The sequence below is a fragment of the Nocardioides sp. genome (assembly GCF_044226305.1).
Lineage (GTDB): Bacteria > Actinomycetota > Actinomycetes > Propionibacteriales > Nocardioidaceae > Nocardioides.
In genome coordinates, this window is the sequence record NZ_JBGAHF010000003.1 from 77,015 (window position 1) to 103,559 (window position 26,545).

A 26,545-nucleotide genomic window follows, 5' to 3' on the forward strand; every position below is an offset into this window, starting at 1 on the left:
GGGCCGGTCCGCGTCACTCGACGGCGAACGGCCCCTCGAACGCCAGCGCCGCGAACCGCTCGCCGATCAGCCGGTGCGTCGCGGCGTCGGGGTGCAGGTCGTCGGGCAGCGGCAGCTCGGCGTGGTCGGCCTCGCCGTAGAGCCGGCGCCCGTCGAGGTAGGCCAGGTGCGGGTCGTCGGCTGCGCGCTCGGCGACGATCCGGGCCAGCTCCTCGCGGATCACCTCGAGGGTGAGCTTGCCCATGGCGGTCTCGGCGGGGTCGCCGAGCGCGACGAACCGCAGCCGGCCCTCGGCGAGGTGGGAGAAGTCGGGCGCGGACGGCCCCGGCGTCCGCTCCTGCACCGGGCAGAGGATCGGCGAGACGACCAGCAGCGGCGTCGTCGGGTGCCCCTCCCGGATCGTGTCGAGGAAGCCGTGCACGGCGGGACCGAAGGCGCGCAGCCGCATCAGGTCGACGTTGACCAGGTTGATGCCGATCTTGACGCTGATCAGGTCGGCCGGGGTGTCGCGCACGGTCCGCGCCGTGAACGGGTCGAGCAGGGCGCTCCCGGCGAAGCCGAGGTTGACCAGCTCGACGCCGGCCAGCCCCGCGGCGACGGCGGGCCAGGTGCCGGTGGGGTGGGTGGCGGCGGAGCCGTGGCTGATCGAGCTGCCGTGGTGGACCCAGGTACGGCGGCCGCGGTCCGGCAGCGGCCCGACCGGGGCGTCGGCGCGGAGCCCGACCAGGACCACGCCCTCGTCGTGGGGCAGCCAGAGCTCGAGGTCCTTCTCGCCCGCGGACAGGCCGTCGAACCGCAGCGTGCCGACCGGTCCGGGCCGCAGGTCGACGGCCCCGGTGGTCATGTCGATCAGCCAGGTCTCGCCGCCGGTGGCGCTGGTGGACGCGACGAGCCGCCCGTCGGCGACGAGGTCGAACCGGCCGTCGGGGCGCAGCGGCGCGCCGGCGTACTCGCGCCTCGTGACGAGCACGTCGAGCTCGAGCGCGGTGGCCGCGGTGCGCAGCGCCAGGCGGACGCCGGACGGCTGGCTCTCGGCCATCGCCAGCTGCGGGTCGGCGCACTGGGCCCGGGCTCGGGCCGGCAGCCGGTGCGGCTGCAGACCGCGCTCGGTGCGCTCCAGCTCGAGCGCGCCGCGCACCAGGTCGGCAGTGATCGGGACCGGGGTGAGGGTCATGTCCAGCTCCTCAGCAGGAGGTCGAGGGAGTCGATGATGCGGTCCCAGCTCGTCTGGGTGCTCGGCTCGCTGTGGTCGAAGGCGCCGGCCAGCTCCAGGCTGACGAAGCCGTGGAACGTGCTGCCCAGCAGTCGGACGGCGTGGGTCTGGTCGGGGTCGTCGAGGTCGTAGCCGCGCAGCACCGCGCGCATCTGCTGCGCGAGCCGGACGCCGGCGCTGGCGGCGGCGGCCTCCGGGTCGAGCCGGTAGCGCGCGGCGTCGTACCGGCCCGGGTGGGCTCGGGCGTAGTCGCGGTGCACGTCGCCGAGCGCCGCGAGCGCGTCCTTCCCGGCGCGGCCGGCCAGCGCCTCGTCGGCGCGGTCCGCGAGCTCGCCCAGCGCGAGCAGGGCGACCCGGGTCAGCAGGTCGTGCGAGCCACGCACGTGCGAGTAGAGGCTCGGCACGGTGACGTCGAAGCGCCGCGCGAGCGCCGACACGGTCACGTGCTCGAACCCCACCTCGTCGGCCAGCTCGGCGCCGGCCCGGGCGAGGCGGTCGGCGGTGAGTCCGGCGCGGGGCATAACAGCACTATGCAGTTACCTAGAATCATTAGGCAAATCCGGCGCCCGTTCTGGCAAACTCCGGCGCCATGCCCTTCGTCCTCGTCGACCGCCCCGACCCGGCCGTCGCCGTCGTCACCCTGAACCGGCCCGAGCGGATGAACGCGATGGCGTACGACGTGATGGTGCCGTTCCGCGACGCCCTGGCCGACCTCGGCCGGGACAACGCGGTGCGGGCCGTGGTCGTCACCGGCGCCGGTGCCGGGTTCTGCTCCGGCGCCGACCAGGAGTCGGCCGGGGTGCCGCCCGGGGTGGCGGGCGTGACCCGCCCGACCTACGCGCTCCGGGCCATGGAGGCGCTCGAGGAGGTGGTGCTGACCATCCGTCGGCTGCACCAGCCCGTGGTGGCTGCGGTGAACGGCGCGGCCGTCGGTGGCGGGCTCTGCCTCACGCTCGCCTGCGACCTGCGGATCGCCGCGCCGTCGGCGTACTTCCGCGCGGCCGGCATCAACAACGGGCTGACCGCGAGCGAGCTGGGGCTCTCGTTCCTGCTGCCGCGCGCGGTCGGGTCGACCCGCGCCGCCGACATCATGCTCACCGGCCGGGACGTCGGGGCCGAGGAGGCCGAGCGCATCGGCCTCGTCTCGTCGGTCCACGACGACGTGGTGGCCGCCGCCATCGGGATCGGTCGGCGGATCGCGGGCTTCTCGCAGCCGGGGACCGAGCTGACGAAGAAGTCGCTGCACGCCGGCCAGGCGGCCACCTCGCTGGAGACCTACCTGTCCTCGGAGGGCATCGGCCAGCTCTACCTGCGGCTGCTGACCGGCAACTTCGAGGAGGCCACGCTGGCCCGGCGTGAGGGCCGCGAGCCGCGGTTCACCGACGAGCGCTGAGCCCGGACCGCCTCAGGTTCGGCCGCCTCAGGTTCAGCCGCCTCAGGTTCACCATGGGATGCAGCCGAGCCTGCACTTCCCTCGCGCTGCCCACCGTGGGAGGTGCGGGTTCACCTGCAGACCATGGTGAACCTGAGGCGATCCCGCCCACGGCCCGGCGCAGCGGCCGTCACGCGACCTCCCCGTCGACGTACACCCACCGGCCGGCACGGCGCTCGAACCGGCTGCGCTCGCGCATCTCGCCGGGCCGGCCGCCGCGCTCGTACGACGCGACGAACTCGACCCAGTCCTCGCCCGAGCCCAGGATCCGCAGCCCGGTCCAGGTGAGGCCCGGGTCGGGGGAGAGGTCGTCGGGGCGGGTGCGGGGGTGCCAGGTGCGGAAGACGTGGTCGAGGTCGCCCACGACGTAGGCCGCGTAGCGCGACCGCATCAGCTCCTCGGCGGTCGACGCCTGCGCGGACCCGCGGTGCAGCCGGCCGCAGCAGGCGTCGTACGTCGTCCCCGACCCGCACGGGCAGGACTCCTGGAGCGGCACGAGCAGCACCCTACGGCGCCGGACCGAACCGGAGACCTTCCCCGGTTGTTGGAGGCGTGAGTAGCGTGGACGACGTGACTGCTCCCGCCACACCACCGCAGATCAGCACGGTCGGAGAGCTGCGTGCCTCCGGCCACGTCCAGAAGTCGCTGCGCGAGGAGGTGCGCGACAACCTGCTCGCCGCACTGCGCGAGGGCCGGGACCCCTGGCCCGGCCTGCACGGCTTCGAGGACACCGTCATCCCGCAGCTCGAGCGCGCCCTCATCGCCGGGCACGACGTCGTGCTGCTCGGCGAGCGCGGCCAGGGCAAGACCCGGCTGCTGCGCACCCTGGCCGGGCTGCTCGACGAGTGGACGCCGGTGATCTCCGGGTCCGAGCTCGGCGAGCACCCCTACGAGCCGATCACGCACACCTCGCAGGCCGCGGCCGCGTCGTACGGCGACGACCTCCGCGTCTCGTGGCGGCACCGGTCCGAGCGGTACTCCGAGAAGCTCGCCACGCCCGACACCAGCGTCGCCGACCTGATCGGTGACGTCGACCCGATGAAGGTCGCGGAGGGGCGCTCGCTCGGCGACCCCGAGACCATCCACTTCGGGCTGATCCCGCGCAGCCACCGCGGCATCGTCGCGATCAACGAGCTGCCCGACCTCGCCGAGCGGATCCAGGTCGCGATGCTCAACGTGATGGAGGAGCGCGACATCCAGATCCGCGGCTACGTGCTGCGGCTGCCCCTCGACGTGCTCGTCGTGGCGAGCGCCAACCCGGAGGACTACACCAACCGCGGCCGGATCATCACCCCGCTCAAGGACCGCTTCGGCGCCGAGATCCGCACCCACTACCCGACCGAGCTCGACGACGAGGTCTCGGTGATCCGGCAGGAGGCCGCCCTGGTCGCCGACGTCCCGGACGCCCTCATCGAGATCCTGGCCCGCTTCACCCGTCAGCTGCGCGAGTCCAGCGCGGTCGACCAGCGCTCCGGGGTCTCCGCCCGGTTCGCGATCGCGGGCGCCGAGACCATCGCGGCCGCGGCGCTGCACCGCGCCACCGTGCAGGGCGAGGACGTGGCGGTGGCCCGTCCGGTCGACCTCGAGACCGCGGTCGACGTGCTCGGCGGCAAGGTCGAGTTCGAGTCCGGCGAAGAGGGTCGCGAGACCGAGGTGCTCACCCACCTGCTCCGCACCGCCACCGCCGAGACCGTCCGCGGCCACTTCCGCGGCCTCGACTTCGGCCTGCTCGTGCAGGCCATCGAGAACGGCGCGATGGTGACGACCGGCGAGCAGGTCAGCGCCCGCGACTTCCTGACCGGCCTGCCGGTGCTGGGCGAGTCCGAGCTGTACGACGACGTGTGCGACCGGCTGGGCGCGACCAACGACGGCCAGCGCGCCGGCGCCATCGAGCTCGCGCTCGAGGGCCTCTACCTGGCTCGCAAGATCGGCAAGGACACCGACGGGTCGGAGACCGTGTATGGGTGACGTGCACGTCGACGTCCGCGTCGCCGCCGGCTCACGCGCCGGCGACGTGACGCCGACGTACGTCGTGCCGCACACCTGGACCGACGCCGGGATCGCCGTCGAGGGCGGCGGCACCGGCGCGCACTTGCTGCTGACGGCGGTGGCGTGCTGCGTGCTCAACGACCTCTACCGCGAGGCCCGGCCCGGCGTCCGGGTCGACGGCGCGCGTGTCGACGCCGCCGGCGAGTTCGACTCCGACACCTGGTCGAGCGCGAGCATCAGCTGGGACGTCGTCGTCGACTCGCCCGAGGACGACGCGGTCGTCGACCGGCTGGTCCAGCAGGTGGAGGCGGTGGCCGAGATCCCGCGGGTGGTCCGCGGCGAGGTGACGGTGAGCAGGCGGTGAGCGCGCGATGAAGGACCGGACCCGCTTCAGGCGGTACGACGGCGGCGACCCGCTCGCGCCGCCCGTCGACCTGGCCGAGGCGCTCGACGCCATCGGCGAGGACGTGATGGCCGGCTACTCGCCCGAGCGCGCGATGCGCGAGTTCCTGCGCCGTGGCGGACGTGACCAGACGGGCCTGGACGACCTGGCCCGCCGGGTGGCCGAGCGGCGCCGCGAGCTGACCCAGCGGCACGACCTCGACGGCACCCTCCAGGAGGTGCGCGAGCTCCTCGACCACGCGCTGCTCGAGGAGCGCAAGCAGCTGGCCCGCGACGCGATGATGGACGACGCCGACCGCGCCTTCCGCGAGATGCAGCTCGAGGGCCTGCCGCCGAGCACCGCGGCGGCGGTGAGCGAGCTGTCGTCGTACGACTGGCAGAGCCGCGAGGCGCGCGAGGACTACGAGAAGATCAAGGACCTGCTCGGCCGCGAGCTGCTCGACCAGCGGTTCGCGGGCATGAAGCAGGCGCTGGAGAACGCCACCGACGCCGACCGGGCGGCCGTCAACGAGATGCTCGCCGACCTCAACGAGCTGCTCGAGAAGCACCGCCTCGGCGAGGACACCCCGGAGGACTTCGCGGAGTTCATGGACAAGCACGGGGACTTCTTCCCGGAGAACCCGTCGGACATCGACGAGCTGCTCGACTCCCTGGCGCAGCGGGCCGCCGCCGCGCAGCGGATGCTGAACTCGATGACGCCCGAGCAGCGCCAGGAGCTGATGCAGCTCTCGCAGCAGGCGTTCGGCTCGCCGGAGCTGATGGACCAGCTCGCGCGGATGGACTCCAACCTCCAGGCGCTGCGTCCCGGCGAGGACTGGGGCGGTTCGGAGCAGATGTCGGGGGAGGAGGGCCTCGGCCTCGGTGACGGCACCGGCGTCTTCCAGGACCTCGCCGAGCTCGACGCCCTCGGCGAGCAGCTCTCCCAGTCGTACGGCGGCGCGCGGATGGACGACCTCGACCTCGACGCTCTCGCCCGTCAGCTCGGCGACGACGCCGCGGTCGACGCCCGGACCCTGCAGCGGCTCGAGCAGGCACTGCGCGACACGGGCTACCTCAAGCGGGACAGCAGCGGCCAGTACCGCCTGTCCCCGAAGGCGATGCGCCAGCTGGGGAAGGCGCTGCTCCGCGACGTCGCCGACCGGATGTCAGGCCGGCAGGGGCAGCGCGAGCTCCAGCGGGCGGGGGCGGCCGGCGACCTCTCCGGCGCCACCCGCGAGTGGGCCTTCGGCGACACCGAGCCCTGGCACGTGCCGCGCACCATGCTCAACGGCGTGCTGCGCCGCGCCGGGGACCCCTCCGGACCTCGCCTGTCGATCGACGACGTCGAGGTGCAGGAGACCGAGGCCCGCACCCAGGCGGCGGTCGCGCTGCTCGTGGACACGTCGTTCTCGATGGCGATGGACGGCCGGTGGGTGCCGATGAAGCGCACCGCGCTCGCGCTGCACACGCTGATCCGGTCCCGGTTCCGCGGCGACCACCTGCAGCTGATCGGCTTCGGCCGGCACGCCGAGGTGATGGAGATCGAGCACCTCACCGCGCTCGACGCGATGTGGGACAAGGGCACCAACCTGCACCACGCCCTGCTGCTGGCCAACCGGCACTTCCGCAGGCACCCCAACGCCCAGCCGGTGCTCCTCGTCGTCACCGATGGTGAGCCGACCTCCCACCTCGAGCCGGACGGCGAGGTCTACTTCTCCTACCCGCCGCACCCGCTGACGGTCGCGTACGCCGTCCGCGAGCTCGACAACGCCGGGCGGCTCGGTGCGCAGACGACGTTCTTCCGGCTCGGCGAGGACCCGGGGCTGGCCCGGTTCATCGACCAGATGGCCCGCCGCGTCGACGGCCGGGTCGTGGCGCCCGAGCTCGACGACCTCGGCGCGGCCGTGGTCGGCTCCTACCTCGGCTCGCGTGGTCCCGGTGGCGGGTCGTGGGGCGGCGGGTACGGCGACTGGTTCGGCGGTGGCGGTCGCGGCTTCTGGGTCGGTGACTGACCCGTTCGCCGCACAGGACGTCGTGCGACCTGGCGGCCGGGACGACCACGACGGATGACGCCCTGCGGAACCTCATGCGAACCAGGCGTCGGGACCGCGACGACCCATGACATTCCCGGCGGCATCGGCCCCCGACGGCAGTTGCGGCAGCCCTCCGGGCAGTCCCCGCGGCGCCGTCGGCAGTGGCCCCGTCAGCGGTGGTCGTGCGGGTGCCACTCCCGGAGCGGTCGGCGCTCCCAGTTCGCACACGGCCTCGTGGAGGTACGACGCACGCCGGCGCAGTCCGGCAGCTCGTCAGGGGCGTGCAGCTCGTCGGTCCGCAGGTCACGGACCAGCAGCATCCGGTTCATCCGGTAGCCGTTCTCCGCCAGGTCGCAGTCGCAGTAGACGCCGATCCTCTGCAGCCGCGCCTCGAGCGCCGTCGCCGTCGGCGACTTCACGTCGCGGAACCACTGCGCCCACCGCAGGGTCCGGTCGCAGCCGACCGCCTCGACGCGGCGCAGCGCGAAGCAGGCGATGCACTCGTACAGCCCGGGCTCGCTGTCGGGGTCAGCCAGCATCTCGAGGTACTGCGCGGCCTCGTCGGTCACGGACATGTCAGCCATGGGTCGTGTCTAGTCGGCACCACCGACAGTCGAGGCCGCGGTGCTGGGCGTGCGCCAGGCCGCCCGGCCGGGATCGCGGCCCGGTCGGTGCGGGTGCAACAGCGCGGCCAGCTCCTCGACCCCGTCGACCAGCCGGGTGCCCGGGCGCGCCCAGGAGGCGTTCGCGTCGACGGCATGCACGGTGACCCCGGTGGGCAGGACCCCGGACGCCTGGAGGTCGGCCGCGATCGCCTGCGAGCGGGTCAGGTCGTAACCGCACGGCGCGACGACCACGACCTCGGGCTCCGCATCGAGCACGGTCTCCCACAGCACCCGCTGGGACTTCTCGCCGTGCCTGCCCAGCAGGCACTCACCCCCCGCGGCCTCGATCATCTCGGGGACCCAGTGCCCGGGTGCGTACGGCGGGTCGGTCCATTCCAGCAGCATCACCCGCGGTCGGGGCCGGCCGGCGACGCGCTCGCGGACGCGGTCCAGCCGGAGCCGCAGCGACGCGACCAGCGCCGCCGACTCGTCCTCGTGGTTCGTGGCCCGCCCGAGCACGGAGATCGACGCGAACACGTCATCGAGCGTGTGCGGGTCGATGGTGAGCACCTCGGCCCGGCAGCCGAGGTAGGCGAGGGCGTCGTCGACCACCGACACGTCCACGGCACACACCGCGCACAGGTCCTGGGTGACGACCAGGTCCGCGTCCAGCTCGGCGAGCGCGTCGGCGGACAGGCGGTAGAGGTCCTCGCCGCGGGCCACCGCGCCGGCGACGTACGCGTCGATCTCGGCGGGCCCGAGGCCCTCCGGCATCGCCGAGGTCGAGACGATCCTGCGGGTGCGTGCCTCGGGTGGGAAGTCACACTCGAAGGTCACGCCGACCACGTCCGGGCCGGCCCCGATGGCGAACAGGATCTCGGTCGTCGAGGGAAGCAGGGAGACGATCCGCACGCCCTCGACTGTAGGGGTCGTGTGCCTGACCGGTCTTGACCGGCGCCAGGCACACGACCCGTTACGGGGGATCAGACGCTCTTCAGCGCCAGCCCGGTGAGGTCCACCGATGCCGGGATCGACGGTGCCGAGCTGTCCATTGACATCGCCATGGCGTAGACGACGTACTTCCCCTTGCGGACGAAGAGGGTGTTGATGACCGAGGAGCTGGTCTGCCCGCCGGTCCTGCAGGTGGAGCGGTACTGGTAGCCCCACCGCTCGTCGCCGAGGTCGAACTTGATCTTCTTGGCCTTGGTGTCGCAGGAGGTGCCGCCCCCGCCGCCGCCCCCGCCGCCGGTGCCGCCGCCGCAGTGCGAGGCGGTCTTGCCGTAGCCGTGCAGGTAGGCGATGGCGGACTTCGTGCTGGGGAACTGCATCGCGGTGACCGACACCATCGGGTGGTCGCCGTCGATCACGTAGACGTCGGGGTCGCCGGAGGTGTAGTCCGGCGAGTACGACGCGGAGCGTGCCCCGGCCCCCTTGATCGCCTTCCCGGGCTTGCAGTTCTTCCCGGGTCCGTAGACCTTGCTCGTGCTCTCGGTCGCGGTGCCGCCCTCGAGGTGGGCATAGATCTTCGCGACGGCGTCGACGGTGGGGACGTCCGGGTACGCGGCTGCGGTGGCGGACGACGCGATCGCAGGGACGGTCAGGGCGGGGACGGCGAGCGCGATCAGCGCCCGGGTCAGCCAGCGGCGGTGCATGGTGTTCTCCTCGGTAGGGGTTTGCTTCGGTGGGAACACCCTCCGGCCGACCGCTTGGGGTCCGCTGGGAGCCGACTTGGAGCGCCGGACCGCCCACGGCGCAGAATGTGCGGCGATGGACGACCCCTCCGCGACCGTGCTGGCCCTGCTCGGACTCGCTGCGCTCGCGGCCGGCTTCGTCGACGCCGTCGTCGGTGGCGGCGGGCTGATCCAGCTCCCGGCGCTGCTGCTGGGCATGCCGAGCGCGGCCCCGGTGGAGATCCTGGCGACCAACAAGGTCGCCTCGATCTGCGGGACGTCGGTGAGCGCGTCGACGTACTACCGCCGGATCCGGCCGGACCCCCGGACGTTCCTGCCGTTGATGGCGCTCGCCTTCCTCGGCTCGGCCGCCGGCGCCGCCGTGGCGAGCCGGATCCCGCGCGACCTCTTCGAGCCGATCGTGCTGGTGGTGCTGGTGGTGGTCGGCGCCTACGTCCTGCTCAAGCCGGAGCTCGGCGAGCGGACGGCCCTCCGCTTCCAGGGGCACCGCCACCTCGCCGCCGCGATGCTCACCGGGCTCGTGATCGGCTTCTACGACGGGGCGCTCGGTCCCGGGACCGGCAGCTTCTTCGTCTTCACGCTCGTCGGCCTGATGGGCTACAGCTTCCTCGAGGCCTCGGCCAAGGCGCGGCTCGCGAACTGGGCGACCAACCTGGCCGCGATCCTCGTGTTCGTCGCCCACGACGCGGTGGTCTGGTACGTCGCGCTGGTGATGGGCGCCTGCAACGTCGTCGGCGGCTACGTTGGAGCCCGCACCGCCGTCCACCACGGGACCCGCTTCGTGCGGGTGTTCTTCATCGTCGTCGTCTCCGCGTTCATCGTCCGCATCGGCGGCGAGGTCCTCGGGCTGTGGAGCTGACGGCGTGCCGACCTACCTGACGATCGCCCGGGCCGCCGAAGCCGAGACCGAGGTCAAGCGCTCCCGGTTCCTCTGCACGCTGCGCCGGGTCGAGGACGAGCCCGCCGCCCGCGGGGTCGTCGACGCGCTCCGGCGCGAGCACTGGGACGCCCGGCACCACTGCTCCGCCTTCGTCCTCGGGCCACCGCACCACCGGGTCGAGCGCTCCTCCGACGACGGCGAGCCGGCCGGGACGGCGGGCGCGCCGATGCTCGAGGTGCTCCGGGGTCACGCGGGCGAGGGCGTGAGCGACGTGGTCGCCGTCGTCACCCGCTGGTTCGGCGGCACCCTGCTCGGAGCCGGCGGCCTGGTGCGGGCGTACGGCGACGCCGTCCGCGCCGCGCTCGACGACGCGGGCACGCTGCGCCGCGCACTCGTCCGCGAGCACCTGCTGGCGCTGGACCACGCCGACGCCGGCCGGGTCGAGAGCGAGCTGCGGACGCGGGGCGTCGCCGTGCTGGACACCACGGGGGGCGCGGACGTCACCCTGCGGCTCGGCGTGGCCCCGGACCAGGAGGACCGGCTGGCGCACCTGGTGGCCGAGCTGACCGGCGGTGCGGCCGAAACCCGGGTGGCCGGCGAGCGCTGGGTCGATAGCCTCGCGACATGACCTCACCCCACGAAGCCGCTCGCCGGGCTCGCGCCTCCTCAGGGACGCCGAGATGAGCGTTCCCGTCGACGTCGCGGACGTCCCGCAGCGACTGACCGAGTACGACCGCGGCTACCTGCTGACCTGCCACGACGGCCTGGTGAAGGCGGTCGCGGTGCGGGCGGCACCGGAGGACGGCACGCTGCTGGTCGCCGGACCGGGCGGCGGCTCGGTCCGCAACGTCGGCGCGAACCCGCGGGTCACCCTCCTCTTCCCGCCGCTGGAGAACCCGGGCATGACCCTGCTCGTCGACGGCACGGCCACCGCCGAGGGCGACGACGTCCGGATCACCCCCACCAGCGCCGTCCTCCACAAGCCGGCCCCGTGACGACCTCCCCGTTCTGGGTCAGTGCGTTCCTCGACTTCGCCCCTGGCGGGTTCGAGCGCGGCGTGGAGTTCTGGCAGGGCGTGACCGGCTACGGCCTCTCGGAGCGCCGCGGTCGCGGCGGCGAGTTCGCCACCCTCGTGCCGCCCGCCGGCGACGACTACCTGCGCGTCCAGGAGCTCGGCGACGGCGACGGCCGCGTCCACCTCGACCTGCACGTCGAGAACCCGACCTACGCCGCCGAGGCGGCCGTCGAGCTCGGCGCCCACGTGCTGGTCCGCCACGAGGCCGGCTACGTCGTGCTGCGCTCGCCGGGCGGCTTCGTCTTCTGCTTCGTCACCCACCCCGCGTCGCGGAAGCCGGCCCCGGCCACCTGGCCCGACGGCACCCGGTCGCGGGTCGACCAGGTCTGCCTCGACATCCCGCGGGCGTCGTACGACGCCGAGGTGGCGTTCTGGCAGACCCTGACCGGCTGGGAGCACGAGCCGTCGGTGTCGCGGGAGTTCGCCCGGCTGCACCCGCCGGACGAGCAGCCGCTGCGCTGGCTGCTCCAGCGCCTGGACGACGAGGACGGTGCCGTGCGCGCCCACCTGGACCTCTGCTGCGACGACCGCGCGGCCGAGGCGGAGCGCCACGTCGCGCTCGGCGCCGCCGTCGTCCGGCGGCACGAGCACTGGACCGTGCTGGCCGACCCGGTGGGCACGACGTACTGCATCACCCGGAGGAAGCCATGACCTCGACCGAGCGCACCGACCCGCCCCCGACCGGCGACGAGCGGGACCTACTGCTGGCGTTCCTGCAGTACCACCGCGACACCCTGCGGATGAAGGCCGGCGGCCTGGACGCCGCTCAGCTCGACACCGCGCTGCCGCCGTCGGACATGACGCTCGGCGGGATGGTCAAGCACCTCGCCCTCGTGGAGAACTCCTGGCTCCGCGACAAGTTCCTCGGCGAGGGCCTGAGCGAGCCGTGGCGGTCGGTCGACTGGGACGCCGACTGGGACTGGGACTGGCACAGCGCGAAGGACGACACCCCCGAGCAGGTCTGGGCGCTCTATGACGAGATGGTCGCCGACGCCGATGCCGTCCTGGCCGGTGCCGGGCTCGACGACGTCGCGGCGAAGCGGTCGCGTCGTGGCGAGCCCTTCAACCTGCGCTGGATCCTGCTGCACCTGATCGAGGAGTACGCGCGCCACAACGGGCACGCCGACCTGATCCGGCAGTCGATCGACGGCCAGGTCGGCGAGTAGGGCAGGGCCTCGTGATCCGGACGATGACCGAGGCCGACTGGCCGCAGGTCTGGGAGTTCTTCGACCCGATCGTCCAGGGCGGTGAGACCTACGCCTACCCGCTCGACCTCACCTCCGAGCAGGCACGGGTGCTGTGGACGGTGGCCCCGCCGGGCCGGACCGTCGTCCTCGAGCAGGACGGCCGGGTGCTCGGCAGCGCCACCATGGGTCCCAACCGGCCCGGGCGCGGCAGCCACGTCGGCACCGCGTCGTTCATGGTCGCGCCGTCCGCGCGCGGCCGTGGCGTCGGTCGCGCGCTGGGCGAGCACGTCGTGCAGTGGCACCGCGACGCCGGCTACCGCGCCATCCAGTTCAACGCGGTCGTCGAGACCAACGCCGCCGCCGTACGCCTCTGGCGCTCGCTCGGGTTCGAGGTCGTCGGGACCGTGCCCGAGGCGTTCGACTCACGCGCGCACGGCCTGGTCGGCCTGCACGTGATGCACCTGCCCCTCTAGCCCGTCTGGTGCAGGCAGAGGATGTTGCCGTCGGGGTCGAGGAACCACGCCGCCTTGACCGAGCCGTCGTCGAAGACGTGGTCGACGGTCGTGAAGCCCGGCTGGTCGTAGTCCTCGAAGACGACCCCGCGCGCCTCGAGCTCGGCGATCTCGGCGGCGATGTCGCCGACCGCGAAGCTCATCGCGGTGTTGGGGGAGGGATGGGCGTCGGGAAGCGTCCGCAGCACCAGCTGCGAGCCCCCCGCCAGGCGGAACAGGGTCTCCCCTGCGTCGTTCGTACCGTCGTGGGGCAGCCCGAGCCGGCCTTCGTAGAACTCCTGGGCGCGCGAGGCGTCCGCGGTCGGGAGCATCACCGCGACCGCGCTGTCGGACAGTGACATCCGTCCAGCATGTGCCTGGTCCGCGGCCGGGGCAATGGCCCGATCGGGCTCTTCAGTCCCCGGCGAAGCCGGGCAGCGACTCGGTGAGGATCTGCCGGAACGGCGCCTCGCACTCGAGCTGGCACAGCACGCCCAGCCCGGCCAGCCAGGTGCGGTGGATGAGCAGGTACGACGGCGGCAGGTTCAGCTTCATGCCGACCGTGAACGCGGGGTCCCGGGGGTCGTTGACGCGGGCGAACTGGGCGCGCATCCACTCCCGGCTGAAGCGGAACCGCTCCACCTTGGTCGGCTCGACGAACGGCGCCAGGTAGTCGAGGACCTGGGCGCTGTCGACGGTCACCCGGTCCTTGATGAAGCCCTCCCGTCGCAGCCCCTCGACCAGCTCGTCGGGGTCGCCGTTCGCGCCGATCCGCAGCAGCCGGCCCATCGCCTCGGGCAGCCCGCGCTCGGGGAGCCGGGCGACGGCGCCGAAGTCGAGCACACCCAGCCGACCGGGCGAGCCGTCCTCGGCGGGGAGGATCCGGTAGTTGCCGGGGTGCGGGTCGGCGTGCAGCATCCCGGTGCGGACCGGCCCGCTGAACAGGAACCGCACGAACAGCTCGCCGTAGTGGTCACGCTCGGCCTGGGTGCCCTCGGCGATGATCGAGGCCATCGACGCAGGGCTCTCGAGCCACTCGGTGACCAGGACGGTGCGCCCGACCTCGACGACGTCGGGGACGACGATCTCCGGGTCCCCGCGGAAGGCCTCGGCGAAGGTGCGCTGCGCCTCGGCCTCGAGGTGGTAGTCGAGCTCGTCGACCACCCGCGCCTGGAGCTCGGCCACCAGCGGCTTAAGGTCGACGCCGGGCACCAGCGGGGCCGCGGTGCGGGCGAGCAGCGAGAGCTGGCGCAGGTCGGAGGTCAGCGCGTCGGCCGCGCCGGGGTACTGCACCTTGACCGCGACGTCGCGGCCGTCGACCCAGCGGCCACGGTGGACCTGGCCGATCGACGCCGCCGCGGTCGGTCCGCCGTCGAGCCAGACCAGCCGCTGCCGCCAGTCGGGGCCGAGGTCGTCCTCGAGGATGTCGCGCACGGTCTGCGTCGGCATCGGGGGAGCGGCGTCCTGCAGCCTGGTGAGGTGGTCGCGGTAGGGACCGGCCATCTCCTCGGGGAAGGCGGACTCCAGCACCGAGAGCATCTGGCCGACCTTCATCGCGCCGCCCTTGAGCTCCCCGAGGGTGCGGAAGAGCTGCTCGGCGGTGCGCTGCTGGATCTCGGTCATCACCGCCTCGGCGGGCTTGCCGCCGATCCGCTTGCCGAACCCGATCGCGCTGCGCCCGGCGTACCCCAGTGGCAGCGCGGCCAGCCTGGCCGTCCGCGCCACGGCCTTGCGAGGGACGTCGGTCACCTGTCCATTGTGGCGGGTCGCCCCCAACGCGACGTCATCCGCTCCGGTGGTCCCGGCGACCCGCTCGTCCGACGTCGGCTCAGGCCCGCGCGAGCTATCGCCCGGAGCCGTGCTCAGTCGCGCTTGGCGACCAGCTCGACCAGGGTGCCGTCCGGGTCGCGGAGCAGCGCCGTCCGGTTGCCGTTGCCCGCGTCGCGTGGCTCCTGGACGGCCGTGGCCGCGGCGGCCGCCGCGGCGTCGTACGTCGCGTCGACGTCGTCGCACCACAGCACGACCGCCATCGCGGGCGCGCCGGGAGTGCTCACGACGCCGTGCACGCTCGCCGCCGCGGCAACCGAGCCCAGACCCAGCACGAAGCCGCCCGCCGCGAGCTCGACGTGGTCCGGCGTGCCCTCGCGCGGGGTGCGGAACGTCTCGGTGAGTCCGAGCAGGTCGCGGTAGAACGCGACGCTCGCGTCGATGTCGTGCGTGTAGAGGTTGACCAGACCCGAGGTGATCACGAGCCCAGCCTAGGTCGACCTCCCGGCTACCGGCCGGCGGGCCGCGGGGCCTCGCGACCGTCGAGACGCGGCTTGAACTCCCGGACCTCCTGCGGCCAGCCGCACGCCTCGGCGATCTTGCCGGCCCACGTCCGGGCGGCCTCCGCGTCGGGCACGTTGACGATGGTGAGCCCGCCGAGGAACTCCTTGGTCTCGACGAACGGCCCGTCGGTGATCAGCAGCTCACCGCTGGTCGCGTCGGCGCTGAACGCCTCCTCGACCTCCTCCACCAGGCCGCCGGCGTAGACGAGGACGCCGGCGTCCTCCATCTCGTTGACGACCGCCATCGCGAGCGGGCCGCGTCCGCGGAACCACTCCTCGCTGTGGTCGCCGACCCACTGCTGGTTGAAGTAGATGAGGTACTCGGTCATGTGCGCTCCTCGGCTCGCCCGGACGGACCCGATGTCCGCCCCTACTTGTACTCCACGAACGGTGGCGGCCGGGTACGACAGCCTCCGGCCGGGAACCTCCCGCCTGGCCCGACGGACCGACGACCCGCACGGTCACCGGGCGGAACCCGCGGACGCGCGAACGGGCCCCGCGTCCGTGACGCGGGGCCCGTCGGTGCGGATCAGGCCGAGGCGGGGAACTTCACGCCGGTGTTGGCGTGGCAGCGGTAGCCGAACGGGTTCTTCGCGAGGTACTGCTGGTGCTGGTCCTCGGCGTAGAAGTACGGCGTCCCGCCCTCGAGCGGGGCGGCGGGCCGGATCTCGGTGGTGATGTCGCCGAGCCGGCGGCGCTTCAGCTCGTCGCCGTAGACCTTCGTCAGCTCGCGGGCGACCTGCTCCTGCTCGGGCGTGGTCCAGTAGATCGCCGAGCGGTACTGGGTGCCGACGTCGTTGCCCTGGCGGAAGCCCTGGGTCGGGTCGTGCACCTCGAAGAAGGTCTTCACCAGGTCGGCGTACGAGACCCGGCTCGGGTCGAAGACGATCCGCACGGCCTCGGTGTGGTTCGTGGCGCCGCTGCAGACCTCCTCGTAGGTCGGGTGCGGAGTCGTGCCGCCGGCGTAGCCGACGGACGTCGACCAGACGCCCGGGACCTGCCAGTAGATCTCCTCGGCGCCCCAGAAGCAGCCGAGGCCGAACAGCGCGACCTCGTAGCCCTCGGGGACCTCGTCGGTGACGACCGGCGCGTCGAGGACCTTGTGCTTCTCGGCGATCGGGAACCGGCGCTCGCTGCGGCCGGGCAGGGTCTGCTCCGGGGCGACCATCTGGGCCTTGCGGGTGAGGAACACGGGCTCTCCTTCTGTCGGAGTGACGTTGCACAGTGTGTAACAACGCTGGTCACCGGTCCGTTCCCGTGGCGGGGTGGTTCCGAGGCTCAACCACCGATCGACACCCCGCGGACGACCCCCGCTAGCCTCGGGGGAATGAGCACCCAGCAGCACCGCAGCAAGTCGGGCTTCGAGACGCGTGCGATCCATGCCGGCTACGAGCCCGACGCGGCCACCGGCGCGGTGATCCCGCCCATCTACGCGACCAGCACCTACAAGCAGGACGGCGTCGGCGGCCTGCGCGGCGGCTACGAGTACAGCCGCTCGGCGAACCCGACCCGCACCGCCCTCGAGGGCAACATCGCAGCCCTGGAGGAGGGGGAGCGCGGCTTCGCCTTCGCCTCCGGCCTGGCCGCCGAGGACACCCTGGTCCGCGCCCTGTGCCGCCCCGGCGACCACGTCGTGATCCCCGACGACGCCTACGGCGGCACCTTCCGCCTCTTCGACAAGGTCGAGCAGGTCTGGGGCCTCGCGCACAGCCCGGCGCCGGTCTCCGACGTGGACCGGGTCGCCGCCGCGATCCGGCCGGGCGAGACGAGGCTCGTCTGGGTCGAGACGCCCACCAACCCGCTGCTCAACATCGGCGACATCGCGGCGCTGGCCGCCGTCGCCCACGACGCGGGCGCGCTCCTCGTCGTCGACAACACCTTCGCGTCGCCGTACCTCCAGCAGCCGCTGAGCCTGGGCGCCGACGTGGTGGTGCACTCGACCACCAAGTACTGCGGTGGCCACTCCGACGTCGTCGGCGGCGCGCTCGTGGTCAAGGACCTCGACCTCGCGGAGAAGCTCACGTTCCACCAGAACGCGATGGGCGCGGTCGCCGGGCCGTTCGACGCGTGGCTGACGCTGCGCGGCCTCAAGACGCTGGCGCTGCGCATGGACCGGCACTGCGACAACGCCGAGAAGGTCGTCGACTTCCTGGTCAGCCACCCGAAGGTCGGCGACGTGATCTACCCCGGCCTGGAGACCCACCCCGGCCACGAGGTCGCGCAGCGGCAGATGAAGCGGTTCGGCGGCATGGTGTCCTTCCGCGTCACCGGCGGTGAGCAGCACGCGCTCCAGGTCTGCGAGCGCACCGAGGTGTTCACCCTCGGGGAGTCGCTCGGTGGCGTCGAGTCGCTCATCGAGCACCCCGGGCGGATGACGCACGCGAGCGTCGCCGGCACCGACCTCGAGGTCCCGGCCGACCTGGTCCGGCTCAGCGTCGGCATCGAGACCGCGGACGACCTGGTCGCCGACCTCGAGCGGGCACTTGACTGAGCCCCGGCCGTCCGCGGCCGAGGTCGCCGTCTGCGTCGACTTCGGGTCGACGTTCACCAAGGCCGCCCTCGTCGACCTGACCGCGGGCCGGATCGTCGCCGCGGCCTCGCACCGCACGACCCTCCCCGGACCCGACGGCGCCGGCGACGTCCTCGACGGGTACGACGCCTGCCGGGCCGCCCTCGCGGAGCAGGACCCCCGGGCGGCGACCGCCGAGGTGCTGGCCTGCTCCAGCGCGGGCGGCGGCCTGCGGATCGCCGTCGTCGGCGCCGAGGAGCTGGTGACCGCCGAGGCCGGCCGCCGCGTCGCGCTGTCCAGTGGCGGGAAGGTGGTCTCCGTGGTCGCGGTGGCCTCCGGCGGTGACCTCGCCGACCTCGGCGAGCCCGACGTCGTCCTGCTGACCGGTGGGACCGACGGCGGCAACAGCGAGGTGCTGCTGGCGGCCGCCCGCGGCCTGGTCGCCGGGGGCTGGACCGGCCCGGTCGTCGTCGCCGGCAACGTCGAGGCACAGGCCGAGGTCGGCACGGTCCTCGGCGGCGTGCCCCACGTGCTGGCCGAGAACGTCGTGCCGCGCATCGGGGTGCTGGCCCCCGAGTCGGCCCGGGCGGCGGTGCGCGAGGTGTTCCTCGCCCACGTGATCGGCGGCAAGCACCTCAGCCGCCGTGCCGACTTCACCGCGATGGTCCGCGGCGCCACCCCGGACGTGGTGCTCACCGGGGTCGAGCTGCTCGCCGAGACCGCCGGTGACGTGGTGGTGGTCGACGTCGGCGGGGCCACGACCGACGTGCACTCGGTGGTCGACCTGGACCCCGACTCGATCGGCCGCGAGGTGGTCGCGACCACACGGGTCACCCGCACGGTCGAGGGCGACCTCGGCATGCGGTGGTCGGCGCTCACGACCGTCGCCGACCTGCCCGAGCTGGCCGACGCCGCCCGGCGCCGGCACGACGACCCCGGCTTCCTCCCCGCCGACGCCGCGGAGGCGGACGTCGACGAGGCCATCGCCCGGGCAGCCGTCGGCACCGCCCTGCGCCGCCACGCCGGCCGGTCGAAGGTCGTGGTCGGCCCCGACGGCCGCGTCGTCGAGCGCACCGGCAAGGACCTGCGCGAGGTGGGCCTCCTGGTGGGCTCCGGTGGGGTGCTGCGCAACGGCCGGCCGGGCGTGGCCGACCGGGTGCTGCGCGACAGCACCGGCGACCACGTCGAGGGTGGCTGGCAGCTCCCACGACGGCCGCGGGTCGTCGTCGACAGCGACTACGTGCTCGCGGCGGCGGGCCTGCTGGCGGCCGAGCACCCCGAGGCGGCCCGGCGCCTGGCGATGACGCTGGCCCAACCGGCCGCGGGATAGCCTCTCGCCGTGAGCAACGACGCTGGCGAGCCCTCGGTCGACGGACCCCCGACGACGCCGGCGGAAGGCACTCGTCGGCGGCTCCCGATCATCCACCTGCGCCAGCGTCCCGGCGGCCAGGGCGAGACCGAGGAGGGCATCGCCGCCCGGCTGGCCCACCAGTGGGCCACCCTCCGGGACCGCCGGGCCGCGCAGCTCGAGCCCGTCACCGGCGGACGCTCCAACTTCAGCCGGGCGCAGGTGCCCTGGGGGGTCGACCTGGCCGCCGCGTGGGCGTGGCGGTTCCTGGTGATCGCGGCGGCGGCGTACGTCCTGCTCTGGCTGGTGGCCTTCTTCGCGGTGGTCGCCATCCCGCTGGCGGTCGCCCTGCTGATCTCCGCGCTCGCGGTCCCGGTCGTCGACGGCCTGCACCGGGTCGGGCTGCCCCGCGGCCTGGCGGCCCTGGTCGTGGTGATCCTCGGGATCGGCTTCGTGGCGGCGCTGCTCACCTTCGCCGGCCAGCAGGTCGCGACCGGCGCGCAGGACCTCGCCGACCAGGCGTCCGAGGGCCTCGAGCAGATCAAGGACTGGCTCAAGACCGGGCCGCTGCACGCCAGCGACTCCCAGATCAACGACTACATCCAGAACGCCCAGGACGAGCTGAAGAACACCGGCTCCCGGGTCGACCTGGCCAACGTCACCGAGGTCGGCACCGCCCTCGGCCACGTGCTCGCCGGCTTCTTCATCGTGCTCTTCTCGACCTACTTCTTCCTCGCCGACGGCGAGCGGATCTGGGCGTGGCTGGTGCGGATCGCCCCGCGTGCCGCCCGGCCGCACGTCGACAGCTCGGGCCGGGTCGCCTGGATCTCGCTCACCCAGTTCGTGCGGGCCACGGTGATCGTCGCCGCCACCGACGCGGCGGGCATCATGATCGGCGCCGCCGTGCTGGGCGTGCCGTTCGTGCTCGCGATCGGCGTGCTGGTCTTCCTCGGCGCGTTCGTCCCCATGGTCGGTGCGACGATCGCCGGCACCGTCGCGGTGCTGGTGGCGCTGGTGGCACAGGGCCCGGTGACCGCCCTGCTGATGCTCGGCGTGGTGATCCTGGTCCAGCAGATCGAGGGCCACATCCTCCAGCCGTTCCTCATGGGACGGTGGGTCTCGCTGCACCCGCTCGGGGTGATCGTGGCCATCGGCTGCGGCGTCATCGTCGCCGGCATCGCCGGGGCGCTGGTCGCCGTACCGCTCGCCGCGGCGCTCAACGCGGTCGTCCAGCACCTCGCCGCCAACACCGATCCCGGCGACGACCCGGTGGAGGAGCTGGAGGAGGACTACGTCGAGACCGGGGCCACCGTGGACACCCCGGAGGAGGGTCGTGATGACTGAGATCCCCACCGTCGGCCTGGCCGACGTCGAGGCCGCCCGCGAGCTCCTGCGCGGGGTCGCCATCGAGACGCCGATGGAGGCCTCCCGCTGGCTCTCGGCGCTGGCCGGCGGCACCGTGGACCTCAAGTGCGAGAACCTCCAGCGCACCGGCTCGTTCAAGGCGCGCGGCGCCTACGTGCGCATCTCCCGGCTCTCCGCGGACGAGCGCGCCCACGGCGTCGTCGCGGCCTCGGCCGGCAACCACGCCCAGGGCGTCGCGCTGGCCGCGCAGATGCTCGGGATCCCGGCCACGATCTTCATGCCCGAGGGGGCCCCGATCCCCAAGGAGAAGGCGACCCGCGGGTACGGCGCCGAGGTGGTCTTCCACGGCCGCTACCTCGAGGATGCGCTGCTGGAGGCGAAGGCGTTCTCCGAGCGCACCGGCGCGGTCCTGATCCACCCCTTCGACCACGTCGACATCGTGGCCGGCCAGGGCACCGCCGGGCTCGAGATCGTCGAGCAGGCCCCTGACCTCCGGAGCGTGCTGGTCCCCACCGGCGGCGGCGGGCTGCTCGCCGGCATCGCGATCGCGGTCAAGGCACTGCGACCCGACGTCCGGGTGATCGGCGTGCAGGCGGCCGAGGCGGCGGCGTACCCCGCGTCCCTCGCGGCCGGTCACCCGGTGCCGCTCGCGTCGATGAGCACGATGGCCGACGGCATCGCCGTCGGGCTGCCCGGCCAGGTCACCTTCGCCGCGGTCCGCGACCACGTCGACGAGATCATCACGGTCTCGGAGGAGTCGCTCTCCCGGGCGGTGCTGGCGGTCCTCGAGCGGGCCAAGATGCTGGTCGAGCCCGCCGGAGCGGCTGCGGTCGCCGCCGTCCTCGACGCCCCGACGAGCTTCGCGACGCCGGCCGTCGCCGTGCTCTCCGGCGGCAACATCGACCCGCTGCTGCTCGGCAAGGTGATCCGGCACGGCATGGCCGCGGCCGGCCGCTACCTCAACCTGCGGGTCTGCATCCCCGACCTGCCCGGCGGCCTCGCGCAGCTGCTCACCGAGGTCGGGGCCGCAGGTGCCAACGTCCTCGAGGTCGTCCACGAGCGGATCTCCCCGTCGCTGGACCTCCACGAGGTCGAGGTCCGGCTCCAGCTCGAGACCCGCGGCGAGCCGCACGCCCTCCAGGTCCTGTCCCGCCTCCGCGAGCGCGGGTACCGCGTCTACGAGTGAGGCGAGAAGCAGCCTCGAGCCCGCTCAGCCCGTGTAGGGGACCGCGTCCATGATGACGACCTCGAGCTGCTTGCCGTTGGGCGCCTCGTAGCTGACCGTCTCGCCCTTGGTGTGGCCGTTGATGGCCGAGCCGAGCGGCGACTGCGGGGAGTAGACGGTGAGCCCCTCGGGCTCGATCTCGCGGGCACCCAGCAGGAACGTCTCGACCTCGTCGTCGCCGTCACCGACGAACTTGTAGGTGACGACCATGCCCGGCTCGACGACGCCGTCGTTCTGCGGCGTCTCGCCCACCTCGGCGCGGCGCAGCATGTCCTCGAGCTGGCGGATCCGGCCCTCGAGCTTGCCCTGCTCCTCGCGGGCGGCGTGGTAGCCGCCGTTCTCCTTGAGGTCGCCCTCGTCGCGAGCGGCGCTGATGCGGGCGACGACCTCCTGGCGGCCGGGACCCTTGAGGTGCTCCAGCTCGGCGGTGAGCTTGTCGTGGGCGTCCTGGGTCAGCCAGACGGTGCCCTGCTCGGTCGACTGCGTCATCGGGTAGCTCCTGCTGCTTCGAGGTACGACGGACCGGATCCGTCGTTCGTCGGGTGGTGGTGCCCCGCGCGGCCGTGGGTGAAACGGCCGTACGTCAGCGCGTGCGGCCGCTCGTCCGGCGGCCCAGCGGGGACGGTCAGACCGTCCACTTTAGCAACCGCGGCCAGGATCGAGCAGTCGAGCGTCAGCGCGGGCGACTCTGACCGGGCGCGGTGCACCCGATCAGCTCGACAGCGGTCGCCGCACGCTCGGTGCGGATCGTCTCCTCGCTGCGCCCGCTGCCCGTCGGGGTGAAGTTGACCTCGCCCACGACCGAGTGGTCCTCGGCGTAGGCGCGCACCTTGCAGGTGGCCTCGACGTCGTCGTCGGCCAGGTCGACCGCGACGGTGGCGACCACGCTGTGCTCGGAGACGATGTCGTAGGCGACCAGCTCGGAGCTCACCTCGGGGTTCGACTGCTCCCAGACCGTCCACGCGGCCCAGCCGGCCAGCGCCGCGCCGAGCACGACGACGACACCGATCAGCGCGACCCGCTTGCGCGGGTTGCCCACGCCGTACCGGTCGGCGAGGTCGGTCTGGGCGGTCACCCCGGAATCGTCGCATCTAGGATTGCCGGGTGACGCAGCACCCCACCCGCGCCGGGCTCCGGCTCATGCACGTGCACGCCCACCCCGACGACGAGTCCAGCAAGGGCGCCGCCAGCACCGCGATGTACGTCGCCCAGGGCGTCGACGTGCACGTCGCGACGTGCCCCGGCGGCGAGCGCGGCTCGATCCTGAACCCGAAGATGGACCGGCCGGAGATCCTCGAGAACATCAGCGAGATCCGCCGCCAGGAGATGGAGCGGGCCCGCGACATCCTCGGGGTCCGCCAGGACTGGCTCGGCTTCGTCGACTCGGGCTGGCCCGAGGGCGACCCGAAGCCGCCGCTGCCGGAGGGCTGCTTCGCGCTGGTGCCGCTGGAGGAGGCGGCCGCCCCGCTGGTGCGGCTGATCCGCTCGTTCCGGCCGCACGTGGTCACGACGTACGACGAGCGCGGTGGCTACCCGCACCCCGACCACATCAAGTGCCACGAGGTGTCGGTGGAGGCGTTCCGGGCGGCCGCCGACCCGGAGCGCTACCCCGAGCTCGGCGAGCCGTGGCAGCCGCTGAAGCTCTACTACCACCACTCGTTCAACCGGCCGCGGATGGTGGCCCTCCACGAGGCGATGCTCGAGCACGGGCTCGAGTCGCCATGGGAGGAGCGGCTCAAGGAGTGGAAGCCCGAGCCCGAGTGGGACGCCCGGATCACCACCCGGGTGCCGTGCGCGGACTACTTCGGCGTCCGGGACCAGGCGCTGCTCGCGCACGCCACCCAGATCGACCCCGACGGCTTCTGGTTCGCCGTGCCGCGCGAGCTGCAGGAGAAGGTCTGGCCGACCGAGGACTTCGAGCTGGTCGAGAGCCACGTCACCAGCGAGACCCCGGAGGACGACCTGTTCGCCGGGATCACCGACCCGCTCTGAGAGACTGGGGACATGCAGCTGCTGAGCGTCGTGCCGCACCTCGCCACGTTCGTGGTCGCCCTCGCGGACGAGATGCCCGAGGACGAGGACGTGAAGGCGGGCTGGGGTGCGTTCGCGATCTTCATCGCGCTCGGCCTCGCGGTGGTGTTCCTCGGGTTCAGCCTGGTCAAGCAGCTGCGGAAGGCGCAGGCCGCCGAGGACGCCGGGCTCTACGACCCCTCGGACCGGGAGCCGCGCGTCGAGATCCCGGTCGAGCAGCCGGCCGAGCGGCGCGCTGCCGACCCGCAGGTCGAGCAGCCTGACCGGCGTCCTGAGGACCCGGCCTGAGCCACCGCCGCTGACCCCGGGTCAGCGGCGCACCACGCGGACCAGGCAGTCCCACGCCGTCCGAGCCGGCTCCTCGCCGTGCCCGTCGCCGACCACCCGCGCCACCCGCTCCGCGCGCACCACCTCGAGGTCCGCACCGGCGAGGTCGTCGAGCACGTCCTCGGCGGTCATCAGCACCGCCGGGTCCTGGGGGCCGCCGGTGCCCTCGGCGAGGTTGGTCGAGTCGTGGGCGACGAGGAGGAGGGTGCCGCCCGGGGCGAGCGAGGCGAAGGCGGCCCGCACGGCCGCACGTCGCTCCTCGGCCGGCAGCTGCAGGTAGGCGACGACGACGAGGTCGTACGCCGCCGGCTCGTCCCACCGGGTCGCGTCGGCGTGCACCCAGCGCAGCGACGTGTCCCCGGCGAGCCGCCGGCCCTTGTCGAGCGCGACCTGGGAGAAGTCGGCCGCCGTCACCTCCCAGCCGCGCCGGGCCAGCCAGATCGCGTTGCGGCCCTCACCGGCCGCGAGGTCCAGCGCGCGTCCGGGCGGGAGCCCGGCGACCTCCTCGGCCACGAACCGGTTGGGCTCGGCCGACCACACCAGCTCGGTGGCGGCGTACCGCTCGTCCCACGCACTCGCGTCCACGACCCGAGTCTGGCACTCCCGGAGCCCCGGACGGGAGGGTCGCTCCGGAGTGGGTGACGCCACGACGGCCGGTCCCGGTGCTTTGATGTGCCATGAGCGAGATCACTGCACAGCACACCACGCGCGGCAGCAAGGGCGTCCGGGTCGTCGGGTTCATCGTCATCGTGCTCGGCGCGCTCTTCGTCGTCGCGGGAGCAGGGACGTACGCCGTCGTCTCCGCCACCCTCGCCGACCAGAAGATCACCGTCTCGGACGACGCCGCCCACTTCGCGGGCAGGGACGTCCGGGGGCCGTTCACGGCCTACGCCCAGGCGAACACCATCAACAAGCACGCCACGGAGATCGCGGGCGGCAAGACCTACGCCGAGCTGCCGCAGGACGACCCGAACCGGCAGACCGTGATGACGGCGTCCTTCCTCCAGGCCAGCCTGTTCACCTCGGTCGTCGCGTTCGGCGTCGCGGCGTTCGTGGCGGTCATGGGGATCGTGCTCGTCCTGCTCGGCTGGTGCCTGCTGCGGCTCGGCCGGGCCGCGCCCGCCTGACCGAGGGCTACCCCTCCTGGCTGCGCGCCTCGGACTCGCGCGCGGCCCAGCGGAACACGCCCTGGGACATCGTGGAGGCCTCGTGCTCGGCGCGGACCGCGAACACCCGGGCGCGCACGGCCTGGACCCCGGCGTCGTCGGGAGCAGCCTGGGCGGCGAGCTCGGCGAGGTGCCCGGCGAGCCGGTCGTCGCCCGCCTCGAGGAGCTCGACAGCGCGGTCGGCGAGCCGTCCGGGCCCGCCGGCGAGCGCGGCCAGCTCCGACGCCAGCGAGCCCGCCGGCGCGGGCTTGAGGTGGGACGGGTCGCCGTCCCACCAGCCGCCGTAGAGGCGCCAGGTGTTGCGGACGACGAACTCGGGCTCGTCGTACACCGGACGCAGGTAGGGCCGCTCGAGGAGGTGCTGGGGCCCGCGCACCGTGTGGACGATCTCGTCGAGGCGGGCGCCGGCGTTCATCATCGCGACGGTCTCGTCGTGCAGGTGCTCGAGCAGCTCGGCGCTGTCGGTGAGCGCCTGGCGGATCCGGTCCGCGCCGACCACCGGGACGCCGTGCCCGGGCAGCATCAGCTCGGCGCCGAGGCCGGCCATGGTGCGGAGCGCGACGGCCCACTCCTTCGGGTAGCGCTGGACCTTCTGCGGGTTGCCGGCGTTGGGGGAGGCCCAGATGAACAGGTCGCCGCAGCAGAGCAGCTTGCGCTCGGGGACCCAGGTCCAGGTGTGGTCGTCGGTCTCGCCACGCGCGTGGGTGAGCCGGACCTCGAGACCGCCGACGTCGAGCACGGTGCGGTCGGCGTAGGTCTCGTCGGGGTAGCGGTACTCGCGCGGCCAGACCAGGTCGTCGAGGCCGAACTGCCGCCGGTTGACCACCTCGTTGTAGCCGGCGGTCAGCACGTAGCGGTCGAACCGGGCCGGCATGGCCTCGTGCGCCACCACCCGCGGCGGCGCCCAGCCGTGCTCGGCGGCCTCCGCCTCGAACGGGGCGACGCCGAAGACGTGGTCGATGTGGCCGTGCGAGAACACCGCGGTGTGCAGGCGGGCCGGGGTCCACCGGCGCAGGGTGTCGTGGTTGTGCTGGGCGAACGGCGGGCTGCCGGTGTCGACCAGCACGAGCCCGTCCTCGGTCGCCATCGCCGCCACGTTGGCGAACGACGGGACGAAGGCCACGCCCTCGGCCACCTCCTCCGCCTCGCCCATGAAGGAGAACGGGTGGGTGTCCTCGATCCGGCGGGCACCGGTCCACAGGTCGTCGGCGACCTGGAGGATGCTCTCGGTCACGGCGGCTCCTGGATCAGGGCGGCGACCACGCCG

The 26,545-nt window shown here is 73.3% G+C and carries 32 protein-coding genes; 17 read left to right on the forward strand and 15 right to left on the reverse strand.

Annotated elements, in window-relative coordinates; translation table 11 throughout:
- Positions 1–13: 13 nt before the first annotated feature.
- Together ACILQ5_RS04400 and ACILQ5_RS04405 are read right to left on the reverse strand one after the other, a co-directional pair.
- Positions 14–1,174, reverse strand: a complete 1,161-nt coding sequence (locus ACILQ5_RS04400) for a GDSL-type esterase/lipase family protein (protein WP_395656753.1) — start codon at positions 1,172–1,174, stop codon at positions 14–16.
- Positions 1,171–1,734 (reverse strand): TetR/AcrR family transcriptional regulator, encoded by a 564-nt coding sequence (locus ACILQ5_RS04405; protein ID WP_395656754.1) that lies wholly within the window; start codon positions 1,732–1,734, stop codon positions 1,171–1,173. Before ACILQ5_RS04405 ends, ACILQ5_RS04400 begins: the two co-directional genes overlap by 4 nt.
- Before the next feature lie 68 nt (positions 1,735–1,802).
- Between ACILQ5_RS04405 and ACILQ5_RS04410 the strand changes: the two genes are divergently transcribed.
- Positions 1,803–2,606, forward strand: a complete 804-nt coding sequence (locus ACILQ5_RS04410; protein ID WP_395656755.1) for an enoyl-CoA hydratase — start codon at positions 1,803–1,805, stop codon at positions 2,604–2,606.
- A 169-nt stretch (positions 2,607–2,775) separates the two neighbouring features.
- On the opposite strand, the gene ACILQ5_RS04415 is transcribed toward ACILQ5_RS04410, so the two are convergent.
- Positions 2,776–3,141 (reverse strand): YchJ family protein, encoded by a 366-nt coding sequence (locus tag ACILQ5_RS04415; RefSeq protein ID WP_395656756.1) that lies wholly within the window; start codon positions 3,139–3,141, stop codon positions 2,776–2,778.
- Between the two features lie 74 nt (positions 3,142–3,215).
- Between ACILQ5_RS04415 and ACILQ5_RS04420 the strand changes: the two genes are divergently transcribed.
- The 3 genes from ACILQ5_RS04420 to ACILQ5_RS04430 are packed head-to-tail and all read left to right on the forward strand — an operon-like array spanning position 3,216 to position 7,027.
- A complete protein-coding gene (locus ACILQ5_RS04420) occupies positions 3,216–4,613 on the forward strand; it encodes a magnesium chelatase (RefSeq protein WP_395656757.1) in 1,398 nt (465 codons plus the stop codon).
- The gene (locus ACILQ5_RS04425; protein WP_395656758.1) at positions 4,606–4,998 is read left to right on the forward strand and encodes an OsmC family protein; all 393 of its coding nucleotides are present in this window, start codon (positions 4,606–4,608) and stop codon (positions 4,996–4,998) included. The genes ACILQ5_RS04420 and ACILQ5_RS04425 overlap by 8 nt, the downstream gene beginning before the upstream one ends.
- A gap of 7 nt (positions 4,999–5,005) precedes the next feature.
- The gene (locus tag ACILQ5_RS04430) at positions 5,006–7,027 is read left to right on the forward strand and encodes a VWA domain-containing protein (protein WP_395656759.1); all 2,022 of its coding nucleotides are present in this window, start codon (positions 5,006–5,008) and stop codon (positions 7,025–7,027) included.
- Positions 7,028–7,218: 191 nt separating this feature from the next.
- On the opposite strand, the gene ACILQ5_RS04435 is transcribed toward ACILQ5_RS04430, so the two are convergent.
- From ACILQ5_RS04435 to ACILQ5_RS04445, 3 genes are all read right to left on the reverse strand, one after another.
- Positions 7,219–7,632: a DUF2695 domain-containing protein gene (locus tag ACILQ5_RS04435; RefSeq protein ID WP_395656760.1), complete on the reverse strand. Its 414-nt coding sequence runs from the start codon at positions 7,630–7,632 to the stop codon at positions 7,219–7,221.
- 9 nt (positions 7,633–7,641) lie between these two features.
- Positions 7,642–8,565: a cobalamin-binding protein gene (locus tag ACILQ5_RS04440; RefSeq protein ID WP_395656761.1), complete on the reverse strand. Its 924-nt coding sequence runs from the start codon at positions 8,563–8,565 to the stop codon at positions 7,642–7,644.
- A gap of 71 nt (positions 8,566–8,636) precedes the next feature.
- Positions 8,637–9,305 (reverse strand): hypothetical protein, encoded by a 669-nt coding sequence (locus tag ACILQ5_RS04445; protein WP_395656762.1) that lies wholly within the window; start codon positions 9,303–9,305, stop codon positions 8,637–8,639.
- A gap of 115 nt (positions 9,306–9,420) precedes the next feature.
- Here ACILQ5_RS04445 and ACILQ5_RS04450 point away from each other — a divergent pair, with 115 nt between their 5' ends.
- Genes ACILQ5_RS04450 through ACILQ5_RS04475 form a run of 6 tightly spaced genes read left to right on the forward strand, consistent with a single transcriptional unit; the run spans position 9,421 to position 12,959 of the window.
- The gene (locus ACILQ5_RS04450) at positions 9,421–10,203 is read left to right on the forward strand and encodes a sulfite exporter TauE/SafE family protein (protein WP_395656763.1); all 783 of its coding nucleotides are present in this window, start codon (positions 9,421–9,423) and stop codon (positions 10,201–10,203) included.
- 4 nt (positions 10,204–10,207) lie between these two features.
- The gene (locus ACILQ5_RS04455) at positions 10,208–10,852 is read left to right on the forward strand and encodes an IMPACT family protein (protein ID WP_395656764.1); all 645 of its coding nucleotides are present in this window, start codon (positions 10,208–10,210) and stop codon (positions 10,850–10,852) included.
- A gap of 52 nt (positions 10,853–10,904) precedes the next feature.
- Positions 10,905–11,219, forward strand: coding sequence for a pyridoxamine 5'-phosphate oxidase family protein (locus ACILQ5_RS04460; protein WP_395656765.1), 315 nt, complete (start codon positions 10,905–10,907; stop codon positions 11,217–11,219).
- A complete protein-coding gene (locus tag ACILQ5_RS04465) occupies positions 11,216–11,950 on the forward strand; it encodes a VOC family protein (protein ID WP_395656766.1) in 735 nt (244 codons plus the stop codon). Before ACILQ5_RS04460 ends, ACILQ5_RS04465 begins: the two co-directional genes overlap by 4 nt.
- Complete coding sequence (locus ACILQ5_RS04470) at positions 11,947–12,465, forward strand: DinB family protein (RefSeq protein ID WP_395656767.1); 519 nt, start codon at positions 11,947–11,949, stop codon at positions 12,463–12,465. Before ACILQ5_RS04465 ends, ACILQ5_RS04470 begins: the two co-directional genes overlap by 4 nt.
- An 11-nt stretch (positions 12,466–12,476) precedes the next feature.
- A complete protein-coding gene (locus ACILQ5_RS04475; protein ID WP_395656768.1) occupies positions 12,477–12,959 on the forward strand; it encodes a GNAT family N-acetyltransferase in 483 nt (160 codons plus the stop codon).
- Here ACILQ5_RS04475 and ACILQ5_RS04480 read toward each other — a convergent pair.
- The 5 genes from ACILQ5_RS04480 to msrA form a co-directional block, all read right to left on the reverse strand.
- Complete coding sequence (locus ACILQ5_RS04480) at positions 12,956–13,339, reverse strand: VOC family protein (RefSeq protein WP_395656769.1); 384 nt, start codon at positions 13,337–13,339, stop codon at positions 12,956–12,958. The genes ACILQ5_RS04475 and ACILQ5_RS04480 overlap by 4 nt on opposite strands.
- A 52-nt stretch (positions 13,340–13,391) precedes the next feature.
- A complete protein-coding gene (locus tag ACILQ5_RS04485) occupies positions 13,392–14,726 on the reverse strand; it encodes an ABC1 kinase family protein (protein WP_395656770.1) in 1,335 nt (444 codons plus the stop codon).
- 113 nt (positions 14,727–14,839) lie between these two features.
- Positions 14,840–15,226: a VOC family protein gene (locus ACILQ5_RS04490; RefSeq protein ID WP_395656771.1), complete on the reverse strand. Its 387-nt coding sequence runs from the start codon at positions 15,224–15,226 to the stop codon at positions 14,840–14,842.
- Between the two features lie 26 nt (positions 15,227–15,252).
- Positions 15,253–15,636: a YciI family protein gene (locus tag ACILQ5_RS04495; protein WP_395656772.1), complete on the reverse strand. Its 384-nt coding sequence runs from the start codon at positions 15,634–15,636 to the stop codon at positions 15,253–15,255.
- 200 nt (positions 15,637–15,836) lie between these two features.
- The gene (gene msrA / locus ACILQ5_RS04500) at positions 15,837–16,499 is read right to left on the reverse strand and encodes a peptide-methionine (S)-S-oxide reductase MsrA (RefSeq protein ID WP_395656773.1); all 663 of its coding nucleotides are present in this window, start codon (positions 16,497–16,499) and stop codon (positions 15,837–15,839) included.
- A gap of 135 nt (positions 16,500–16,634) precedes the next feature.
- Between msrA and ACILQ5_RS04505 the strand changes: the two genes are divergently transcribed.
- Genes ACILQ5_RS04505 through ilvA form a run of 4 tightly spaced genes read left to right on the forward strand, consistent with a single transcriptional unit; the run spans position 16,635 to position 21,715 of the window.
- Positions 16,635–17,798 (forward strand): cystathionine gamma-synthase, encoded by a 1,164-nt coding sequence (locus tag ACILQ5_RS04505; protein ID WP_395656774.1) that lies wholly within the window; start codon positions 16,635–16,637, stop codon positions 17,796–17,798.
- Positions 17,791–19,146: a glutamate mutase L gene (locus ACILQ5_RS04510; RefSeq protein WP_395656775.1), complete on the forward strand. Its 1,356-nt coding sequence runs from the start codon at positions 17,791–17,793 to the stop codon at positions 19,144–19,146. Before ACILQ5_RS04505 ends, ACILQ5_RS04510 begins: the two co-directional genes overlap by 8 nt.
- A 9-nt stretch (positions 19,147–19,155) precedes the next feature.
- On the forward strand, positions 19,156–20,508 hold the full coding sequence (locus ACILQ5_RS04515; RefSeq protein ID WP_395656776.1) for an AI-2E family transporter: 1,353 nt from the start codon (positions 19,156–19,158) through the stop codon (positions 20,506–20,508).
- The gene (ilvA, locus tag ACILQ5_RS04520) at positions 20,501–21,715 is read left to right on the forward strand and encodes a threonine ammonia-lyase (RefSeq protein ID WP_395656777.1); all 1,215 of its coding nucleotides are present in this window, start codon (positions 20,501–20,503) and stop codon (positions 21,713–21,715) included. Before ACILQ5_RS04515 ends, ilvA begins: the two co-directional genes overlap by 8 nt.
- 24 nt (positions 21,716–21,739) lie before the next feature.
- Here the strand turns inward: ilvA and greA are convergent, their stop codons facing one another.
- Positions 21,740–22,243 carry a transcription elongation factor GreA gene (greA, locus tag ACILQ5_RS04525; protein ID WP_395656778.1) on the reverse strand — a complete coding sequence of 168 codons (504 nt, stop codon included), beginning with the start codon at positions 22,241–22,243 and terminating at the stop codon, positions 21,740–21,742.
- Positions 22,244–22,427: 184 nt separating this feature from the next.
- Positions 22,428–22,829 (reverse strand): DUF4307 domain-containing protein, encoded by a 402-nt coding sequence (locus ACILQ5_RS04530; RefSeq protein WP_395656779.1) that lies wholly within the window; start codon positions 22,827–22,829, stop codon positions 22,428–22,430.
- Positions 22,830–22,894: 65 nt separating this feature from the next.
- Between ACILQ5_RS04530 and mca the strand changes: the two genes are divergently transcribed.
- Together mca and ACILQ5_RS04540 are read left to right on the forward strand one after the other, a co-directional pair.
- Positions 22,895–23,746, forward strand: coding sequence for a mycothiol conjugate amidase Mca (gene mca, locus ACILQ5_RS04535; protein WP_395656949.1), 852 nt, complete (start codon positions 22,895–22,897; stop codon positions 23,744–23,746).
- Positions 23,747–23,758: 12 nt separating this feature from the next.
- Positions 23,759–24,073, forward strand: a complete 315-nt coding sequence (locus ACILQ5_RS04540; protein WP_395656780.1) for a hypothetical protein — start codon at positions 23,759–23,761, stop codon at positions 24,071–24,073.
- 21 nt (positions 24,074–24,094) lie between these two features.
- Here the strand turns inward: ACILQ5_RS04540 and ACILQ5_RS04545 are convergent, their stop codons facing one another.
- Positions 24,095–24,697 carry a class I SAM-dependent methyltransferase gene (locus tag ACILQ5_RS04545; protein WP_395656781.1) on the reverse strand — a complete coding sequence of 201 codons (603 nt, stop codon included), beginning with the start codon at positions 24,695–24,697 and terminating at the stop codon, positions 24,095–24,097.
- Between the two features lie 92 nt (positions 24,698–24,789).
- Here ACILQ5_RS04545 and ACILQ5_RS04550 point away from each other — a divergent pair, with 92 nt between their 5' ends.
- Complete coding sequence (locus ACILQ5_RS04550) at positions 24,790–25,239, forward strand: aromatic ring-opening dioxygenase LigA (RefSeq protein WP_395656782.1); 450 nt, start codon at positions 24,790–24,792, stop codon at positions 25,237–25,239.
- Between the two features lie 7 nt (positions 25,240–25,246).
- Here the strand turns inward: ACILQ5_RS04550 and ACILQ5_RS04555 are convergent, their stop codons facing one another.
- Positions 25,247–26,512 carry an alkyl sulfatase dimerization domain-containing protein gene (locus ACILQ5_RS04555; protein ID WP_395656783.1) on the reverse strand — a complete coding sequence of 422 codons (1,266 nt, stop codon included), beginning with the start codon at positions 26,510–26,512 and terminating at the stop codon, positions 25,247–25,249.
- Between the last annotated feature and the right edge of the window lie 33 nt (positions 26,513–26,545).

What these genes read in the sequence shown, in the direction of transcription:
- ACILQ5_RS04400 (WP_395656753.1), bottom strand. Translation starts at nt 1,174, where the DNA reads ATGACCCTCACCCCGGTCCCGATCACTGCCGACCTGGTGCGCGGCGCG.
- ACILQ5_RS04405 (WP_395656754.1), bottom strand. Translation starts at nt 1,734, where the DNA reads ATGCCCCGCGCCGGACTCACCGCCGACCGCCTCGCCCGGGCCGGCGCC.
- ACILQ5_RS04410 (WP_395656755.1), top strand. Translation starts at nt 1,803, where the DNA reads ATGCCCTTCGTCCTCGTCGACCGCCCCGACCCGGCCGTCGCCGTCGTC.
- ACILQ5_RS04425 (WP_395656758.1), top strand. Translation starts at nt 4,606, where the DNA reads ATGGGTGACGTGCACGTCGACGTCCGCGTCGCCGCCGGCTCACGCGCC.
- ACILQ5_RS04430 (WP_395656759.1), top strand. Translation starts at nt 5,006, where the DNA reads ATGAAGGACCGGACCCGCTTCAGGCGGTACGACGGCGGCGACCCGCTC.
- ACILQ5_RS04435 (WP_395656760.1), bottom strand. Translation starts at nt 7,632, where the DNA reads ATGGCTGACATGTCCGTGACCGACGAGGCCGCGCAGTACCTCGAGATG.
- ACILQ5_RS04445 (WP_395656762.1), bottom strand. Translation starts at nt 9,305, where the DNA reads ATGCACCGCCGCTGGCTGACCCGGGCGCTGATCGCGCTCGCCGTCCCC.
- ACILQ5_RS04450 (WP_395656763.1), top strand. Translation starts at nt 9,421, where the DNA reads ATGGACGACCCCTCCGCGACCGTGCTGGCCCTGCTCGGACTCGCTGCG.
- ACILQ5_RS04460 (WP_395656765.1), top strand. Translation starts at nt 10,905, where the DNA reads ATGAGCGTTCCCGTCGACGTCGCGGACGTCCCGCAGCGACTGACCGAG.
- ACILQ5_RS04470 (WP_395656767.1), top strand. Translation starts at nt 11,947, where the DNA reads ATGACCTCGACCGAGCGCACCGACCCGCCCCCGACCGGCGACGAGCGG.
- ACILQ5_RS04480 (WP_395656769.1), bottom strand. Translation starts at nt 13,339, where the DNA reads ATGTCACTGTCCGACAGCGCGGTCGCGGTGATGCTCCCGACCGCGGAC.
- ACILQ5_RS04495 (WP_395656772.1), bottom strand. Translation starts at nt 15,636, where the DNA reads ATGACCGAGTACCTCATCTACTTCAACCAGCAGTGGGTCGGCGACCAC.
- ACILQ5_RS04505 (WP_395656774.1), top strand. Translation starts at nt 16,635, where the DNA reads ATGAGCACCCAGCAGCACCGCAGCAAGTCGGGCTTCGAGACGCGTGCG.
- ilvA (WP_395656777.1), top strand. Translation starts at nt 20,501, where the DNA reads ATGACTGAGATCCCCACCGTCGGCCTGGCCGACGTCGAGGCCGCCCGC.
- greA (WP_395656778.1), bottom strand. Translation starts at nt 22,243, where the DNA reads ATGACGCAGTCGACCGAGCAGGGCACCGTCTGGCTGACCCAGGACGCC.
- mca (WP_395656949.1), top strand. Translation starts at nt 22,895, where the DNA reads ATGCACGTGCACGCCCACCCCGACGACGAGTCCAGCAAGGGCGCCGCC.
- ACILQ5_RS04540 (WP_395656780.1), top strand. Translation starts at nt 23,759, where the DNA reads ATGCAGCTGCTGAGCGTCGTGCCGCACCTCGCCACGTTCGTGGTCGCC.
- ACILQ5_RS04550 (WP_395656782.1), top strand. Translation starts at nt 24,790, where the DNA reads ATGAGCGAGATCACTGCACAGCACACCACGCGCGGCAGCAAGGGCGTC.